General features: G+C 67.2%; 13 protein-coding genes and 1 tRNA gene. 8 read left to right on the forward strand and 6 right to left on the reverse strand.

The genetic code is table 11. The annotated features are described in order from the left end of the window. The 3 genes from IEY55_RS00410 to IEY55_RS00420 form a co-directional block, all read right to left on the reverse strand. A complete protein-coding gene (locus IEY55_RS00410; RefSeq protein ID WP_189052784.1) occupies positions 1 to 1,029 on the reverse strand; it encodes a thiopeptide-type bacteriocin biosynthesis protein in 1,029 nt (342 codons plus the stop codon). Positions 1,030 to 1,382: 353 nt separating this feature from the next. Beyond that, positions 1,383 to 1,931: a hypothetical protein gene (locus tag IEY55_RS00415; protein ID WP_189052785.1), complete on the reverse strand. Its 549-nt coding sequence runs from the start codon at positions 1,929 to 1,931 to the stop codon at positions 1,383 to 1,385. Between the two features lie 265 nt (positions 1,932 to 2,196). Next, positions 2,197 to 2,649 carry a flavodoxin family protein gene (locus IEY55_RS00420; RefSeq protein ID WP_189052786.1) on the reverse strand — a complete coding sequence of 151 codons (453 nt, stop codon included), beginning with the start codon at positions 2,647 to 2,649 and terminating at the stop codon, positions 2,197 to 2,199. 101 nt (positions 2,650 to 2,750) lie between these two features. On the opposite strand from IEY55_RS00420, the gene IEY55_RS00425 reads away from it, so the two are divergent. After that, entirely contained in the window at positions 2,751 to 3,737 is a 987-nt protein-coding gene (locus tag IEY55_RS00425; RefSeq protein WP_268239261.1) for an o-succinylbenzoate synthase, read from the forward strand. A 167-nt stretch (positions 3,738 to 3,904) separates the two neighbouring features. After that, the gene (locus IEY55_RS00430; RefSeq protein ID WP_189052787.1) at positions 3,905 to 4,612 is read left to right on the forward strand and encodes a TetR/AcrR family transcriptional regulator; all 708 of its coding nucleotides are present in this window, start codon (positions 3,905 to 3,907) and stop codon (positions 4,610 to 4,612) included. 301 nt (positions 4,613 to 4,913) lie between these two features. Here the strand turns inward: IEY55_RS00430 and IEY55_RS00435 are convergent, their stop codons facing one another. Further along, positions 4,914 to 5,648, reverse strand: coding sequence for a 4'-phosphopantetheinyl transferase family protein (locus IEY55_RS00435; RefSeq protein ID WP_189052788.1), 735 nt, complete (start codon positions 5,646 to 5,648; stop codon positions 4,914 to 4,916). Between the two features lie 225 nt (positions 5,649 to 5,873). Here IEY55_RS00435 and IEY55_RS00440 point away from each other — a divergent pair, with 225 nt between their 5' ends. Beyond that, entirely contained in the window at positions 5,874 to 7,538 is a 1,665-nt protein-coding gene (locus IEY55_RS00440; RefSeq protein WP_189052789.1) for a glycoside hydrolase family 13 protein, read from the forward strand. Between the two features lie 282 nt (positions 7,539 to 7,820). Further along, positions 7,821 to 8,144, forward strand: a complete 324-nt coding sequence (locus tag IEY55_RS00445; RefSeq protein ID WP_189052790.1) for a hypothetical protein — start codon at positions 7,821 to 7,823, stop codon at positions 8,142 to 8,144. Positions 8,145 to 8,341: 197 nt separating this feature from the next. Here the strand turns inward: IEY55_RS00445 and IEY55_RS00450 are convergent, their stop codons facing one another. Then, on the reverse strand, positions 8,342 to 10,120 hold the full coding sequence (locus IEY55_RS00450; RefSeq protein ID WP_189052791.1) for a hydroxysqualene dehydroxylase: 1,779 nt from the start codon (positions 10,118 to 10,120) through the stop codon (positions 8,342 to 8,344). Positions 10,121 to 10,400: 280 nt separating this feature from the next. Here IEY55_RS00450 and IEY55_RS00455 point away from each other — a divergent pair. Next, a tRNA-Leu gene (locus tag IEY55_RS00455) sits at positions 10,401 to 10,485 on the forward strand. Between the two features lie 560 nt (positions 10,486 to 11,045). Here IEY55_RS00455 and IEY55_RS00460 read toward each other — a convergent pair. Continuing rightward, positions 11,046 to 12,701, reverse strand: a complete 1,656-nt coding sequence (locus IEY55_RS00460; RefSeq protein ID WP_189052792.1) for an AMP-binding protein — start codon at positions 12,699 to 12,701, stop codon at positions 11,046 to 11,048. Between the two features lie 1,271 nt (positions 12,702 to 13,972). Here IEY55_RS00460 and IEY55_RS00465 point away from each other — a divergent pair. The 3 genes from IEY55_RS00465 to IEY55_RS00475 all read left to right on the forward strand — a co-directional run bounded on the left by IEY55_RS00465 (position 13,973) and on the right by IEY55_RS00475 (position 16,914). Then, positions 13,973 to 14,167, forward strand: coding sequence for a hypothetical protein (locus IEY55_RS00465; protein ID WP_189052793.1), 195 nt, complete (start codon positions 13,973 to 13,975; stop codon positions 14,165 to 14,167). Next, positions 14,154 to 14,888: a response regulator transcription factor gene (locus IEY55_RS00470; RefSeq protein ID WP_189052794.1), complete on the forward strand. Its 735-nt coding sequence runs from the start codon at positions 14,154 to 14,156 to the stop codon at positions 14,886 to 14,888. Before IEY55_RS00465 ends, IEY55_RS00470 begins: the two co-directional genes overlap by 14 nt. A 769-nt stretch (positions 14,889 to 15,657) precedes the next feature. Beyond that, on the forward strand, positions 15,658 to 16,914 hold the full coding sequence (locus tag IEY55_RS00475; RefSeq protein ID WP_229685796.1) for an IS701 family transposase: 1,257 nt from the start codon (positions 15,658 to 15,660) through the stop codon (positions 16,912 to 16,914). Positions 16,915 to 16,929 lie beyond the last annotated feature (15 nt).

A 16,929-nucleotide genomic window follows, 5' to 3' on the forward strand; every position in this document is an offset into this window, starting at 1 on the left:
CTAGGCGGCACCACCCTCGACCTCCGCGGGGGTGGCCAGCGTCTCGGCGAGCAGGACCTGCCGCGCGGCGGGCAGTCCGGCCCGGTTCCAGTGGAAGACGACGTAGAACGCGGCGGCGCGGCGCGGCCCCACGCATGCCTGGCGGGTCTGGAAGTACTCGCTCCGCCAGCCGTGCGCCACCGACAGCGCCTCGCCGCGGTGCCGCTCGACGACCCGCTGCGCCCATCCCGGCAGCAGCCCGAGTAGGACGTCCGGGGCGTCCCAGAGGCGACGCAGCCTGGGTGCGGCGTCGTCCACGCCGGCGGCGGTCCGGGCCTGCGTGGACAGCCGGCGCCCGGTCTCGGTCCGGACCCGGTCCCAGACGTCCCAGTGCTCACAGCCCTCGACGCCCAGGCCCTCGAACACCGCGCGCAGCATGAGCAGCGAGACCGCCCACGTCGAGGCGGGCTCCGGGCCGTCCCGGCCGTGCACGGCGAGCCAGGCCAGGGAGTCCACGGTGAACAGGTCGTGCACGTGCCGCATCGAGGCCGGACCGCCGAACAGGTTCGCCTCCGGCTCGTAGACCGCGGGCAGCACGGTCGCCACCCCGCTGTGCCCGCGCAGCTCCTCGCTCCACCCGAGGATCCGCCGGCGCGTCTCCTCGTAACGGTCGGGTGCGGCCTGGAAGCGGACGCGCAGACCGGGCGGCTTGTGCATGAAGAAGAAGTTCGTGGCCAGCCCGCGGTCGAGCAGTTCGTGGGCGATGTCGGAGACCAGCCCGTACAACGCGGTACGTGCGTCGGCACGGGGCACGAGCCCGACCTGCACCCATTCCCGGTCCGGGGTGTCGGTGAGCGCGCCCAGCCCGCCGGCGAGGAACGCGCGTTGCGCGTCGGCCAGCGCGGGGTCGCCCGGGGGCGCGCCACGGAGGGTCCGCAGGCACCCGGCCAGCAACTCGGTCAGCGGCAGCGTGCGCCCGGCGACGACAACAGCACCGCCCGAGACGGGCGGGTCCGTGCCGGAACCGTCGTGGTCGTGATGTGCAACCATGTAACTACCCTCGGTAGTGCCGATGAGCTGAGGATGACTCCGCACCGGCGAGTAGGAAAATGGTTGCCCGACCATTCACCGGATCGTGAGAACCGCTCACGCCTGGTTCGGCGAGAACGGGTCGAGATCGATTTCTCTCCGCCCGTGGTCGGGCCCGCCATCGTCGTTTCCGGCGGCGTTCGCAGCTTTGTGGCGGGATCAGGGCACTCGTCCGGCCTACGATGTTCGTGCTGCGCGAGCCCGCACGCCGGGCCCCGCGGACCGAACCGCGGAGCCCGGCGAAATATGGCCGCCGCAATACCTGGCGCGGAAACCGCTCTCGATGCGGCCGCTTTGCGGGCACGCAGGCGTGGTCAGAAGTGGTAAAGCACCTCGGTGACCTCACTGGTGATGCTGGTGAGTCCGGTGACCGCGCAGTCCGGGTTCGTGTGGCCCACGACCGGGAGCGCCGTGATGTAGGTTCCCCGCAAGGGACCGGTGAGGGTCTTACCGCTCACCCCAAGGGTGCCGTCCTCGGCTACGAAGTCAACGCGAATCTCGAAACGGCTCTTTTCCTCGCCGGGAGACCAGTTGATCGTTCCCTCTCCGACGAGTTCCACCTGTGCGGGGCACGGGTTGGTTCCCGGCACGCTCGACGCCGTGCCCGTCCAGGGAGCGATGACCGATGACCGCAGGTTCGGGTAACTGCCGGTGGGGGACATACAGTTGGAACCGCCACCGGTGCCGGTCCAGGTCGTCTCGGTCTTCGTGGCCGTCAGCGGCTCCGCCAAGTTGAACTGGACGTTGTAGGTACAAGCCAACTCGACATCACCGACTGCATTGGCGGATGCGGCCCCCGGCGCGGTCACCGGACCGACGAGTGCGCCGAACAAGAAGGTCATCAAGAGACGGAACAAGCGCATCGTGCGGCCTCCTCGTGCTTGGTGACTTACTGGATACGCTATGGCTGAAGGCACAATGGTCAGCTGCCCGGGCGACCTGCACGAGTCCCCAATAACCCGACATATCCAGGGGAAACTCGTCCAGAACCTCCCGAAGGTGCTGGCGGGTGAGAAGGCGTGGATGTGTTGTGCTGGCACTGCCAGATCAAGTTCGGGGTGACCGACGGTCCCGTGACTTCGGGGACAGTGTGGGCGGGAGAGGAAGTGTGCGCACGTTCCTCCCGCGCTACGACATCAGATTCGCGGCGACCGTGGCGCCCAGTTCCCAGCAGCTTTCCAGGTCTGCCTTGGATGGCTCGCCCATCACCTCCACGGGTGCGGCAGCCTTCTCCCAGCCCAGCCCCTTGGTGACGCTCTCCACGCTGCGCACCGCACCCTCGGTGCCCTGGTTGCCGTGTACGTACAACCCGTACGGCCGCCCCCGCGTGGAATCGAGGCAGGGGTAATAAATGAGATCGAAAGCATGCTTCAACGCGCCACTCATGTATCCCAGGTTTGCCGGCGTGCCAAGCAGATAGCCGTCCGCCTCGAGCACGTCTACGGCGGTAACGGCGAGAGCGGCCCGCCGCACCACCTCGACACCCTCGATCTCCGGCGTGGTGGCCCCGGACATCACCGCCTCGAACATCGCCTGCAGGTGCGGCGAAGGGGTGTGATGAATGATCAGCAACCTGGCCACGCCGCGAGCCTCCCCCGCGACCCCGCGCGTACGCAACCCCAGCGGGCGCAGTCCGGACGCGCGTCGGTCGGACCCACCCGGCCCCGGCCCGGCCTGGACCGGTGGCAGGATCGGACACCGTGCTCATCGACGAGGTGCACGTCTACTCGATCCCGATGCGGACCCGCTTCCGCGGCATCACCGTCCGGGAAGGCGTGCTGCTGCGCGGACCGGCCGGCTGGGGCGAGTTCTGCCCCTTCGTCGAGTACGACGACCGGGAGGCGGCGGCCTGGCTGGCCACCGCGCTGGAGGCCGCGGAGCGCGGCTGGCCCGAGCCGGTTCGTGACCGCGTCCCGGTGAACTGCACCGTGCCGGCCGTGGACCCCGAGGAGGCCCACCACATCGTCACCAGCTCCCACTGCCGGACGGCCAAGGTCAAGGTGGCCGACCACCCCGGGTCCGCCACCGAGGACGCGGCGCGGGTCGAAGCCGTGCGCGACGCGCTCGGCCCCGGCGGCCAGGTACGCGTCGATGCCAACGGCGCCTGGGAGGTTGACACGGCTGTCGACCGGATCCGGCAGCTCGACCGCGCCGCGGGCGGCCTGGAGTACGTCGAGCAGCCGTGCCGCACGGTCGAGGAACTGGCCGCCGTGCGGCGGCGCGTCGACGTCCGTATCGCCGCCGACGAGTCGATCCGCCAGGCTGGCGATCCGTTGCGGGTCGCCCTCGCCGGTGCCGCCGACGTCGCGGTGCTCAAGTGCGCCCCGCTGGGCGGCGTGCGCCGCGCCCTCGAGGTCGCCACGGCGGCCGGGCTGCCGTGCGTGGTCTCCTCCGCGCTGGAGACCAGCGTCGGGCTGGCCGCCCAGCTCGCGCTCGCCGGTGCCCTGCCCGAGCTGGAGTTCGCCTGCGGGCTGGGCACGCTCGCCCTGCTCGAGGGCGACGTCGTCGCCGACCCCCTGCTCCCGGTGAACGGCGAGCTGCCGGTCCCGCGCACCCCGCCGGCACCCGATCCGGAGCGGCTGGCCGCGGCCACGCCCGCCGACCCCGCGCGCACCGCATGGTGGCGGGACCGGCTGCGTCGGGTGGGGGTGGTGCGCACAGCACGGTGACGGGCGGAGCGAGCATCGCGACGGGAGCGACAAGTGCGCAGCGGAGCCCGGAGGCGAGCAATCCGACACCGGATGATTAACCCGAATGGGTGGACGATTGCGCTGGACGGCGGACTGTCCGGCGGTCAATGCGGCAAAGATCACCCTCTCCTCGTTACGGTTTTCAGGTGAAGACAGCCATCCGTGGAGCCCGGCCGCGGTCCGCGGCTGGCCTTCCCGCCCTGAGCCCCGACCAGGTGGTGGACGCCGCCATCCGGCTCACCGAGGAGCACGGACTGGACGGCTGGACTATCCGGCAGCTGGCCGCCGCCATCAGAGCCTGGCCGGCGGTGGTGTACCACCACGTCGGCGATCGGGAAGCGGTCGTCGACGCCGTGCTGCAAAGCGTGGTCGCCGGGATGCCGGTGCCCGCCGACGACCTGCCGTGGCGGGACTGGTGGCACCGCTTCCTGGTCGACGGGCGGGCCACCCTGCGCCGCTACCGCGGCGTCGCGCGGCGGCTGGCCACCCGCGGACCGACCGTCCCCGCCATGCTGGCCATCGCCGACCACGGCATCCGCGTGCTGCGTCGCGCCGGCTTCGGGGCCGAGTCGTCCGACGTCTACCAGGTCCTGGTGTCGTCGTCGTTCCTGATGGTCGCCCTGGAGGACGAGTGGGCGGCCGACCCGTCCCTGCGCAGCCGCACCGCCGCCGTGCTCGCCGCACACCGGGACCGCGAGGACATGCCGGGCCTGGCCGCGCTGGCGTCACTGTGGCACCGCACATGCAACGACCAGGAGACGTTGCGGGCCCGTGACGAGTGGTTCTTCGGCTACGCCGTCGACCGCGCCCTGGACGCCGTCCAGGTCCGGCTCGACATCCTGACCGCGAAGTGAGTTCGCACCCGCGGTGGGTGTTGCCTTCCGGCGGCGGGTGACGGCAACGAGTCGTGAGTGGACTGGCGCCGTTGCTCGTGGGGTCCTTTCGCTGCCAGCGAAAGGACCTACCGTTGAGTCCGTTCGGCCCATACCTGCGGGTCAGTCCGTGAAACGTCCGATGAGCAGGAACCTGTGTCAGAACGTGTTCGGAAAGCATGCCGTGCGGGTCCACTGATCGTGACCGTGGCGTGTGGCTCCGACCGCTGCCGGCAAAGATCGAGCGATCTGTGGCGCCGGCCCCAGCCTTGCGGACACCCGCTCAGAGCGCCTGCTTGAGCAGCGGCTCCGCATCCCGCTCCAGCACGCGGTGCTGGCGGCTGGTCAACAGCGCCACGCTCGCCGAGTGGCCGGGCCCGGGGTGCAGGTCGTAGAGCCGCACCGGCGAATCGAGGGCCTGCTTGGCCGTCCACCGCACCAGCCGGGCCGGCTCGTCCGGTCCGGAAACCTCCACCGTGGCCACCCCGGCCGCCAGGCCGTGCCCGGTGGCCTTGAGCACTGCCTCCTTGCGCGTCCAGTAGGTGAAGAACGCGGTGGCACGGGCCTCGGTGGGCACGGTGTCGAACACGCGTCGCTCCGCGTCGGAGAGCACGTGGTCGACCAGCGACTGCTCGACGTTGCGGGCGTGTGCCTCGACATCCAGCCCGACCGGAACGTCCCGCACGACGGCCAACCCGACCCGCTCTCCGGAGTGGGTCAGCGAGAAGTCCAGGCCGGCCGGCGGATCCAGACGTGGCTTGCCGTGCGGGCCACCGCAGTGCAGGCAGTCCGTGGCGAACCGGAGATCGCGCGGGTCGCGTCCGGTGTGGCTGGCCAGCACCAGCCGCACCATGGCGTGCCCGACGAGGTAGCGGAACCGGTCCTCGTCGCGACGGAACCGGTCGAACCGTGCCTTCTCACCGTCGTCGAGTAGGTCGAGCAGACCGTGCAGATCCGGGTCCGGCCCGGCCCACCACACCTGGCACTCCGCCTCGGCCAGCGCGTCCAGCTCGATCACGTGCCCTTCCTCCCACTCGTCGCCGGTTCGACGCTACCCGGCTGCCCACCACCACGGGTCGGGTTTGGCGCAACCTCACGCCCCGCCGGTTGCCGGGTGGCAGGTCTGCAAAGACTTTCAGGATCACTGTCCCAGTAACTGGGTTACCCCCGAAATCCTAGCAGTACTGGTTGCAAGTATTTGCAACAGATACGGTCCGTCGGCAACGGGTAGTAAGGAGGGCCGATGGACAGGAACATCCCGGAGCGGCGTGAGCCGGACCAGCAGTGGTGGCGTGACGCCGTGATCTACCAGGTCTACATCCGCTCCTTCGCCGACGGGAACGGCGACGGAGTGGGTGATGTCAACGGCATCCGGGGTCGCCTCGACTACCTCGCCGATCTCGGCGTCGACGCGTTGTGGATCAACCCCTGGTATCTCTCCCCGATGGTCGACGGTGGCTACGACGTTGCTGACTTCCGCCGGCTCGACCCGTTGTTCGGCACGGTGGCCGACGCGGTCGCGCTCTTCCAGGAAGCGCACCGCCGCGGCCTCCGCGTCATCGTCGACCTGGTTCCCAATCACACCAGCGACCAGCACGAGTGGTTCCGGGCTGCGCTACGGGCGGACCCGGGCAGCCGCGAGCGCGCCCGCTACCACTTCCGCGACGGCCGTGGAACGAATGGGGAACTGCCGCCGAACAACTGGCGCAGTATCTTCAACGGTCCCGCCTGGACGCGGATGCCGGACGGACAGTGGTACCTCCACCTGTTCACGCCCGAGCAGCCGGATCTCAACTGGGACAACGCCGAGGTGCGCGAGGAGTTCGACGACGTGCTGCGGTTCTGGCTCGACCGTGGGGTTGACGGCTTCCGCGTCGATGTCGCGCACGGCTTGGTCAAGGACCCGGGTTATCCGGACGAGGTCGAGGAACTGACTCCGGGCCTTTTCACCCACGCCGAGGGGATGGATCACCCGTTCCTGGACCGTGAGGAGGTCCACGAGATCTACCGCCGCTGGCGCAAGGTCCTGGACTACTACCCGGGTGAGCGGATCGCCGTGGCCGAGGCGTGGGTGTTCCCACCGGAACGGCTCGCCCGCTACGTGCGCCCGGACGAGCTGCACCAGGCGTTCAACTTTGACTTCCTGCAACGCCCGTGGAGCGCCACCGAGCTCCGTGCCGGGATCGACAACGCGATTGCGGCCACCGCCTCGGTCGGCGCCTCGCCAACGTGGGTGTTGTCCAACCACGATGTGGTGCGCGTGGTCAGCCGGCTCGGCCTACCCGCTGATACCGACACCAAGGAATGGTTGCTGAGCGACGGCACCATGCCCCGGGCCGATCTCGAGCGGGGACTGCGGCGTGCGCGTGCCGCCGCGCTCCTCACCCTGGCGCTGCCCGGCTCGGCATACCTCTACCAGGGCGAGGAGCTGGGCCTGCCGGAAGTGGCCGACCTGCCGGAGAACGTGCTGCAGGACCCGATCCACCGACGTAGCGGCGGCACCGAGAAGGGCCGGGACGGTTGTCGGGTGCCGATGCCGTGGAGCGCGGAGGAACCGAACTTCGGATTCGGTCCCGGTGGGGAGCCATGGCTGCCGCAACCCTCGGAGTGGGCAATGCTGTCGGTGACCGAGCAACGTCAGGATCCGGAATCGACATTGCTGCTGCACCAATCGGCGCTACGGCTGCGTCGGTCGTTGCCGGTAAGTGGGGAGCTGAGGTGGAACGAGGACGCTCCGGCAGGCGTGCTCGACTTCTGGCGTGGCAGCGCGTTGCGTTGCTTGGTCAACCTGGGCACGGAACCGGGCGAGCTGCCCGAGCACGACCGGCTGCTGCTGGCAAGTGGCCCGCTGCCGCGGGAAGGCGGGCGAACAATTCTGCCCGTCGACACGGCGGTCTGGTTGCGGTGAGGTGATGTCCGGAAGCGGCCACCCGGGTGATTCAGGCTCCCGGGAACCAACCAGCATGCCTTAACGTCCGACTGCTGTCGGTACCACGGCATATGATGTTGGTACACCGACAGCAGTCGAGTGAGAGAAGGGTCGAGTGGAAGGAACCTGTCATGAACGAGGTGCCCTTGCCTCGCGGCGACAGGCGGTTCCAGATCTCGCAGCGCGGCGTCTTCGTGTGTGGCGGAGGGTCAACGGCCTGAAAGGCCGGCCGCTCCAACTACGCGGGGAAGCCGCGAGGGAGTGGAACTGCCCGCCGACCGGATCGGCCCCGGGGGAGAACTGATCCGGTCCGACACACGAAAAGCGCCCGTTGAGCCCAAGACCGTTCAACGGCATCACGCCTCCTCGCACGGGATGTGCGAGGAGGCGTTGCTCATTGACAGCCGCCGTGACCGTCTTCGGCGGGTGGGTGACCAGGCTTGTGCCGCAGGAAGGCGCCGCAGTTTGGCTCGACGGTACCCGGAACCGCAGGTTGGAACGATGGTTCTCGATCCGGCCCTGAAAGTTTTCCGCTTCCTCCTGGATCGCGGCGGCGACCTCGAAAACGTTTTCCTTGTCAACTAAAAGTCTTGGTTGACTCGATATATGATCGTCCGGAGACTGCGACGGCGGCATCACGCACCCCCTGGCCGTTGCTGGAATACGACGCCAGCACGCCGGACGTTGGTGGAAGGTTCGTGTCCGTGCCACCGGTGCCACAGCACAACCGACCAGGGGAGCAAGATCGCCTCTTCGTATTACTCCGTTCGTTGACAAGCCGCTCAGGGAATGACGTCGAACGCGTTGGGCAGCCCCAGCCGGTAGCTGATCCGGTCCTGCACCTTGAAGGGCTCGAACTCCGGGGGCTGGTAGAGCGTGCGGATCGTGCAGCGTGGTGCGTTCGAGCCCGCACGGTCCAACAGGGCGTTCACCGCCTCCCGCGCCGCCTCATTCGCCCCCTCCATCGTGGCCAGGTCCATATCGTTGCGGACGTAGTCGGCTGCGAGGAAGAAGTTCGGGATGCGGGTCCTCGCAGTTGGCCGGTTGTCCCATGTGCCTACGGGGTGGATCAGCAACGGCTCCTCGTTGCGTACGTGCGGTCTGCCGGCGTCGACGAGCGTCGGCGCGACGGACCACGAGTGCAGGAGGTCGTCGGGAAGGACCTCCTCACCGGTGTCCTCCAGGCTGTCCTTGATCTGTGCCCATGCCTCGCGTGCGACCTCCTCGCGGGTGCACTGCTTGGCCGTCTTTCCGAAGAGCATCCCTTCCTTCTCCCACTCCGAGAGCACGACGGACAGACAGTCGTGGACGGTGCCATCGCCGTATTCACGGGCGAAGTCCCGTCCCGGCCAGAACTGTGCCTGGCTGATGGAGGTCACCGACCAAGGAGACTCGACGTAGTCGATGTGGCCCGGGTTCAGGGGAGTGCGACGTCGTAGGAAGAACTGGACCCCGATCATCCAGTCCGTCTTCAGCTTCCGTGCGCGGGCGAGCTGCGGATCCGCGGCAATGATGTCCCTGTTCCACAGTGGAATCGCACGCTCGATCGGGACCGCGCAGATGAACCACTCGGCATCGAGCTGTCTCAGGTTTCCCTTGGGATCCCGGATCCCTGCGGACGTGACGCGCCTTCCGTCGTAGGCAAGACCTTCAACCGTCCAGCCGATCTTGAACTCGACACCCAGACTCGTGAGATGCTGGACCCAGGGGTCGATCCAAGCTTCGTTGGTCGGCGCGTCGAGGATGCGGTCCACTGGACCGTCGTTTCCGCGACCCAATGCGTTGTACAGGAACGCTTCGACGATGCGTCCGATGGTGTTGGTGCTGGCGTGCTCAGCCTTCGTGGCCACGATGTTCCTCGTGATGCCCACCGCCAGCAGCGCGCGGAAGTCGTCGGACCAGCGATCGGCGCGGACGAAGTCCCACCACGCAACCTGCTCCCACTGGCCGAAGCGACGCTCGTCGCAGCTCGTCAGGTAGACGAGTACGCGGTTGGCGAAGAACAGTGCCTCGTGTGGCGGGAGATTGCACACAGTCTCCAAGTACGCCTGCAACGCCTTCCGGAGACCATCGGGATCGAACGCAGGGATATCCAGCTTGGTTGGGATCGGGAGATCGGCCCTGCCGTGGCGGCGTGCGAACAGGACTTGGCTGACTGCGACGAGGTTGTCGTGGACACCGTTCGAATTGCCCGGGAAGGGGATCTTGCGCATGGTGTCAGGAAGGTTTTTGTAGAACCCGGGGAAGAACCGGAAGCCGTGTTCGCCGGGAAGGTCCGCTCGGCCTTCGCGTCCCGTGCCGGGGACCGGGATGCTGCGCGCCTTGCCGCCCAACGCGTTCCGTTCGTAGACCGTGACGTCAAAGCCTCTCTCGGCTAACTCGTGTGCCGCGGACAGGCCCGCGACCCCGCCTCCGAGCACCGCTACCGATCGTCCGGTGCGGGGGAGTGGGGTGGCGTTGGCGACGCCTCCTCCCGAGAGCCCGAGGCCGGCTGCTCCCGCAGCGGCCGTGGCGAGGAGGAACTGTCTGCGGGGTAAGCCGTGGGACGGGTCGTTCTCCATCGGGCACCTCCGGGAGCGCGAGCCTGGTCAAGGGCTGCCGTGCACCTCAACTTCCCGCCGTGATCGACTCCGCGAAAGACGCGAGTGGATGATCCGCAGACCGCTGATTGGCCGCCGCCGTGCTGCTCTCCGTGCAGTCACCGGAGCCGTAAGTGATCACCGCTGGTCATCTGTGTCGCAAGCAGCCCTGTGCCGCGCTTGCCTCGTCCCGTGACCTAGGGATTTCGTCCCTGCGGCTCACGTTGGGTATGCTTCTGGCCGCTGCGGGCACGGCCCGCTGGTCCGGGTGGCGGAATGGCAGACGCGCTAGCTTGAGGTGCTAGTCCCCGATCAAGGGGGTGGGGGTTCAAGTCCCCCCTCGGACACCCGAACGTCGCATCCGTGCGACATTCCACGTGTCCGTGGTCAAGTGTGCCTGGCCACGGGCTTGTCGCATCCATCCCCGTTGTGTGTGTCTTCTCGCGGGGGTGGTGCTGGTGACCACCTCGGCAATTCGCCCGGTCGTTCCCCCGCCTACCGTGGGCGCGCGGGGCGGCCGTGCCGATGCCGCCGCTGCGACTTCCCACCGAGCGCTCCCACTTCCCGCTGTGCCCGCCCCTCGGGCGGTCCCACTGGTCTACGGCCTGTCCGTGGTGGACCACCGGGACCGGATTGCTGACCAGGCGGTGTTGCGGGCCTTGGGCGGTCGCAGAGCGGGCGGGGACGCGCCTGATCCACCGCGCCCGCCCTCTCCGCGAATTCCTCTATGATCGGGCCGGCTTTCCGGTCGCCTGCCCACTCGGCAATGGCCGGTCGACCGCATGTAGACCGCGAGCCAAGCCAGGATCCGTACTCATGCACGACACCACCCGTGGCGCCAGCCGATCTCCACCGTTGGATCGTGCTTCTTGGACCACCTGGTGGGCTGACGGGCCTGGAGATCTACTCAGGCGTGCTTGACGTCGGCGGCGTCGTGGAGGCCGAGAATGTCGATGGCCTGTCGACGCATCTCGACCTTGCGGATCTTGCCGGTGACCGTCATGGGGAAGTCGTCCACGACGTGCACGTAGCGGGGGATCTTGTAGTGGGCGAGCTTGCCGAGGCAGAACTCGCGAAGGCTGTCAGAGGTAAGCGGCTCGGCGTCGGGCCGTAGCCGGACCCAGGCCATCAGCTCCTCACCGTAACGGGCGTCGGGGACACCGATCACCTGGGCGTCGAGGATGTCGGGGTGCGTGTAGAGGAATTCCTCGATCTCCCGGGGATAGATGTTCTCGCCGCCGCGGATGACCATGTCCTTGATACGACCGGTGATGTTGATGTAGCCCTCGTCGTCCATGACGGCGAGGTCGCCGGTATGCATCCAGCGCGCCGAGTCGATGGCTTCGGCGGTCCTGTCCGGCTGCTCCCAGTACCCGAGCATCACCGAGTAGCCACGGGTGCACAGTTCACCGGGAGTACCCCGCGGCACGGTCAACCCGGTTTCGGGGTCGACGATCTTGACTTCCAGGTGCGGGCCGACCCGGCCGACGGTGGAGACCCGGAGCTCGATGGTGTCGTCGGCCTGGGTCTGGGTGGAGACGGGAGAGGTTTCCGTCATGCCGTAGCAGATGGACACCTCCCGCATCCCCATGCGCTCGATGACCTGTTTCATCACCTCGATTGGGCAAGGCGAGCCGGCCATGATCCCGGTGCGCAGGCTGGAGGTGTCGTAGGTGTCGAAGGACGGGTGGTTGAGCTCGGCGATGAACATCGTTGGCACGCCGTAAAGGGAGGTACACCGCTCCTCGTCCACTGTGGCCAGTGTTGCCTTGGGATCGAAGGACGGCGCCGGAATGACCACGCACGCGCCGTGCGACGTCGCGGCAAGGTTTCCCATCACCATGCCGAAGCAGTGATAGAACGGCACCGGGATGCAGATCCGGTCGGCCTCGGTGTAGCCGCACAGCTCTCCGACGAAGAACCCGTTGTTCAGGATGTTGTGGTGCGACAACGTCGCACCTTTCGGGAAACCCGTAGTGCCCGAGGTGTACTGGATGTTGATCGGGTCGTCGGCGGAGAGCGATGCCTGCGCCTCGTCCAAGGCCGACCGATCGGTCGCGCGGCCGCGCTCCACGAGTTCGGCCCATTCCGGTCGGCCCAGGAGCAACACGTCCCGCAGGCCCGCGCACCGTGGGCGGACCTCCTCGATCATCGCCGCGTAGTCGGAAGTCTTGAAGGACGGCGCGGCCACCAGCACCGAGACGCCGGACTGGTTGAGCACGTACTCCAACTCGTGCACGCGATACGCGGGGTTGATGTTGACCAGAATCGCCCCGAGCTTCGCAGTCGCGTACTGGACGAACACCCACTCCGCGCAGTTGGGCGCCCAGATACCGACGCGATCGCCCTTTCTGACACCGAGTTCGAGCAACCCCAGTGCCACTGCGTCGATGTCGGCGGCGAGCTCGCGGTAACGCCACCGCCGGCCGCTCGGCCGGTCCACCAGAGCGTCGTGGTCGGGGAACCGTGCTGCCGTGCGGTCGAGGTTACCGCCGATCGTGTCGCCGAACAGCGGCACATCGGATGTTCCGGACGCATACGACGGCAGGGCGCGGACGACCATCGCTCCTCCGGGCAGTTAATGGACATTAACCGGTTCGGGTGACCGCGGAACGTACGGCCCGCACCGGTCGAGCGTCAACACCCGTTCGGGTTAATGGGCTGGTGTGTGCCGAGGTCAGGCGGCGGGTGCCCACGCGTTCGAGGAGGCAGTGCACGATGCGATCACGCAGAGACTTCGACTCGGTGCGCCGTCGATCCTTGACGTCGGTCCAGATCTCTGCGAACCCGTCCTTCAGATCAACGCATCAACGCCTACCTGATGCGTTGTATCCGCAAGAGATGCAAGCGGTTCCGGCCGTTCCACAGGGTCCCGCCTGCCGGCAACGCATCATCAGCCAACATCGCGGGCTCTTCGCCCACTGGGCATCGACGCCCAACGCCTGGTGATCAGGACGGCACGAGCGGAGTGACGGAGGCCGTCACATTCCGTTCTGTGGGAGCCAGGAGGTGAGACAAGGAACGAGCACACTGGACTGGACGCAGTGCAGTGCGACAGCGAAATAGACGGCTCGGCGTCGGCGAGGCACGCAAAGAGGGAGAGCACCGCGGACACGCGCCACAAGCGCACTCCTCGACAGGGGCTACCGCAGCCAGCGCCAGTGACGTGTGTCCCGGGGTACGTAGGACGGCACTGACGCCCTACGTTGCGGTTCGGCGCGCAGCCCGCGACCGTGCGGATGCCGTCGGCGGCGAATGGGCGGTTGCCGGACCGGCCCCGGATCTTGACTGTCGCTTCCGCCCTCCGATCCGAATCCGCTAGGAACTACAGGTCAAATGATTGAGATGTATGGGTGATATTGTCTTGACCCGTTCGGTCCTTTTTCTCAGAAATTTTGATTACGCGGATGCGTTGAACAGTGGTTGGCCTGGTCGGCCCAGCAGGGTCCTGAACTGGTAAGACCGAGCTGTCCGGGTCGACGGGCAGCGTGCTGCGGGGCATCCGGTGTGTCGGGCGTCGATGTTGTGCGGCACTGTGGCCTGGGTTACCTTTGAAGAGTGAGGTTGACGAAGTCGTGATGTGGTGCGTTCACGGACGACGCGCAGTGCTCACGCTCGTAGGGTCGAGAATCCCCGTTTCGGGAATAAGTGCGGACAACTGATCTTATGAGGTTTCTCCGTGAAGTTTGCCGTGTTCGGTGTAGGTGAGGACAAGTCCGGAGCGGGCGATGTCGCCGGTGCGGCAGGGGCGCGCGGTGATTCTGTGGAGCACGCACCAGGGTCGCGGGCCCATCGCGTGTTCCCGGTGCGGGGCAGGCGGGCGAGCGGGGTGGCGTGGCAGCAGCTGTCGACATCGCGGACGCGGCCGTTGTGGGGCTTCCCGGCGGGGGTGTGGATGCCGACTCCAACGCATTGACGGCCTTTGTTGCGACCAGAGACCAGCTTGCCGAGAAAATGTCAGTAATGGTACTCGTGTCGCCCGTTCGGGAGATGCTGGCAGTGTTTCCGCTGTTTAGTGAACGGCAGTAAGAAACGAGTTTTTGGGCCAATTTTTGCGTACCTTTTAGCGAAATACTCTGGGGGCTTCGTGGTGCGTATTCTTGTCGTTGTCGAAGATGCTGGCACGGCGAATGACGTTGCGGGGAGCCTGCGACGGATCGGGCATGAGACGCAAGTCGTGAACAGCGGAGCGGAAGCGCTGAACCGCCATCAGCACGCCCACCTGGTGCTGCTCGACCTGAACCTGTCCGACCTGGACGGGATCGAGGTGTGCCGCGAGATCCGCGCCTCGAGCGACACCCCGATCATTGCCATCACCGACCGTGATACCGGCGTGGACGGGGTCCTGGTGCTGCAAGCCGGGGCGGACGACTGCGTCGTGCGGCCGTACGCCTTCCGGGAGCTCACTGCCCGCATCGAGGCCGTCGTGCGTCGAAGCCGGTTGGGAGGGGAAACGGCGCGGGCGATCAGCCGGGGGCCGCTGTACGTCGACGCGAACACGCGCGAGGTGCGGTTGCATGACCAGCAGATCAGCCTCACCCGGAAGGAATTCGACTTCCTGCACCTGCTGGCCTCGCAGCCGGAGACGGTGTTCTCCCGCAGACAGATCATCGCGAAGGTGTGGGATGACGTAGTCCCGACGTCGAGCCGGACCATCGACACCCATGTCAGCAACTTGCGAAGCAAGCTCGGTGCGAGCAGGTGGATCGTCACGGTCAGAGGCGTGGGCTTCCGTCTCGGCGGAGTGTGAGCTGGACGTCGTCCTGGGCAGACACCGCACGCGGTAGTCCGTGCGATGGCCTTGATCGTCGAAGGTGCTGGCGTGGAGCAGGGTCGCCATCCCCTGGCATGCGCGACCCTGCGCGACAGCGCGAACTCCTGTGCCGTAGCCACGGCCGACCTGCCCTACCAGGCTGACCGCGCGAAGTCGGTAGCAGAGCACACCCGGCACCGCCTGTCACCTGTCTTCTCGTCAGCCGTCACCGAAGGCTTCGCGTGTCGTTGCCGACACCCGGGCGCTCCGTGGCGACCTCCGAAAGAACTGACAAAGTTGGATTGATTTTGCTGTAACGTGACAACTTTGCCGAAGTATGACATTGCCGTCCTTGACACCTGGCATCGTCGCCACGAAGGATCGTCCGTGGTTCTGGGGGTTCGTCGACATCTGGCGCGTGTATTCGCAACGCGTCTCGTCGATGTCGCGAGGGAGGAGTTCATGGCCTGGGGACGAGACGTTGGAGTGCCGCCGCTCGGTGTCTGGACCTTCGTGAAATCGTCGGGAGGCATGGCGAATAGCTGACTGTCGGGGTTTCTTGTCGTCAACCGTTTCGTCATCCCGGAGAGGGTGCCGGTCAGTACCGCTGTTATCGGCATCGTGGTTCACTGCCTGGTGGGGCCGCGTTTCGGGTGCTTATTGAGATGGGTGGGAGGCTACCACCCGTCTCTTTCACGCATTCCTGCGGCGGAGAAACCGAGATTGGACACCAATGCTTTACGTGGGGGATGGGCAAGGTCGCACAATGACGGCGAACGACGTGATCCTCGCCGAGCTCTGCTCCGCACTGTTCGCGTCGCTTCCGCGGAGCGACCAGCGCAGGAAGGGCGTTGACTACTTGCGGGGCCTGCTCGAGGCAAAAGGACGAAAGTCCATCAGGAACATCGCGGCACGCGTCGGTGGACCCGCCACCGAGCAGAGCCTGCACCACTTCATCAGCAGCTCCACCTGGGACTGGATCCCGGTGCGCCACGCACTGGCCCGGTACCTGGTTCGGCACGCACCCCCACGCGCGTGGGTGGTACGGCCCATGGTCATCCCCAAGTCCGGGCGTCATTCGGTGGGCGTGGAGAGGCGGTTCTTCCCCGTAGCAGGCCAGGTGCTGAACGCTCAGCAGGCGGTCGGCGTGTGGGCTGCGTCGGACGAGCTGAGTGCCCCAATCCACTGGCGGCTGCACGTGTCGAAGGCGTGGTTGGACGACGGGCTCCGGCGGAACGGGCCGTCGGTCCCGCGCGGTGTCAGTGGGGAGACACTGGGCGACTGCGTGGTGGGGGCGTACCTGGCCATGGTTTCGCGTAGCGTGCTACCCACGCTTCCGGTCGTGGTGGACGCACCGGAGACGGACGTCCCCGCGTTGATCCAGACGCTTCGTGCCAAAGGAATGCCCCTGCTGGTCCGGATCAGCAGCACGCTTCGCCTCGCGGTGGCCGACCCGGCTCTGGCCGGGCACGGCAGCAACACCATGCCGGCGTACCAGATCTTGGCCGCGGCCCGCGGCAGGAGGCACCCGGTCGGGTGGCCGCACCACTACGCGGAGCCGACCGAGTGGAACAGTCCTCCCACCGTTGTTCGTGTCACGCTGCCACCGGTCCCGGCGGGAGCGACACCCGCGCAGCAGGACGAGCTGCTCCTGCTCGGGACAGGAAAGGCTGACGAGTCCTGGCCGACGGAGTTGTGGCTGACAGACCTGACCAACACCCAGCCGTCCACGCTGCTGCGGTTGGCCCGGCTGATCCATCGGGTCGACCGGGATCTTGTGGAGATCAGCGAGCAAGTCGGTATTCGGGACTTCGCCGGGCGGTCCTTCGACGGTTGGCACCGTCACGTGACGCTTGCATCCGCCGCGCACGCCGTCGCCGCCCTCACCACCCTCGCAGGGCGAAGGATGACATATCTGGACCGAGTTCCGATCCCAGCCCCGTGCCGGCGTACGAGGGGTCTTGAGCCGCGAGTCGGAGCCGAGCGAGGAACGGTCTCCCCATACGCGGCCAGGCGCTCGTAACACGGCGTTGGGGGG

The organism is Longimycelium tulufanense, from assembly GCF_014645795.1.
Classification (GTDB): Bacteria; Actinomycetota; Actinomycetes; order Mycobacteriales; family Pseudonocardiaceae; genus Longimycelium; species Longimycelium tulufanense.

Coding starts and splice junctions, on each gene's coding strand:
- IEY55_RS00460 (WP_189052792.1), bottom strand. CDS start 12,701: ATGGTCGTCCGCGCCCTGCCGTCGTATGCGTCCGGAACATCCGATGTG.
- IEY55_RS00475 (WP_229685796.1), top strand. CDS start 15,658: ATGACGGCGAACGACGTGATCCTCGCCGAGCTCTGCTCCGCACTGTTC.
- IEY55_RS00410 (WP_189052784.1), bottom strand. CDS start 1,029: ATGGTTGCACATCACGACCACGACGGTTCCGGCACGGACCCGCCCGTC.
- IEY55_RS00450 (WP_189052791.1), bottom strand. CDS start 10,120: ATGGAGAACGACCCGTCCCACGGCTTACCCCGCAGACAGTTCCTCCTC.
- IEY55_RS00415 (WP_189052785.1), bottom strand. CDS start 1,931: ATGCGCTTGTTCCGTCTCTTGATGACCTTCTTGTTCGGCGCACTCGTC.
- IEY55_RS00440 (WP_189052789.1), top strand. CDS start 5,874: ATGGACAGGAACATCCCGGAGCGGCGTGAGCCGGACCAGCAGTGGTGG.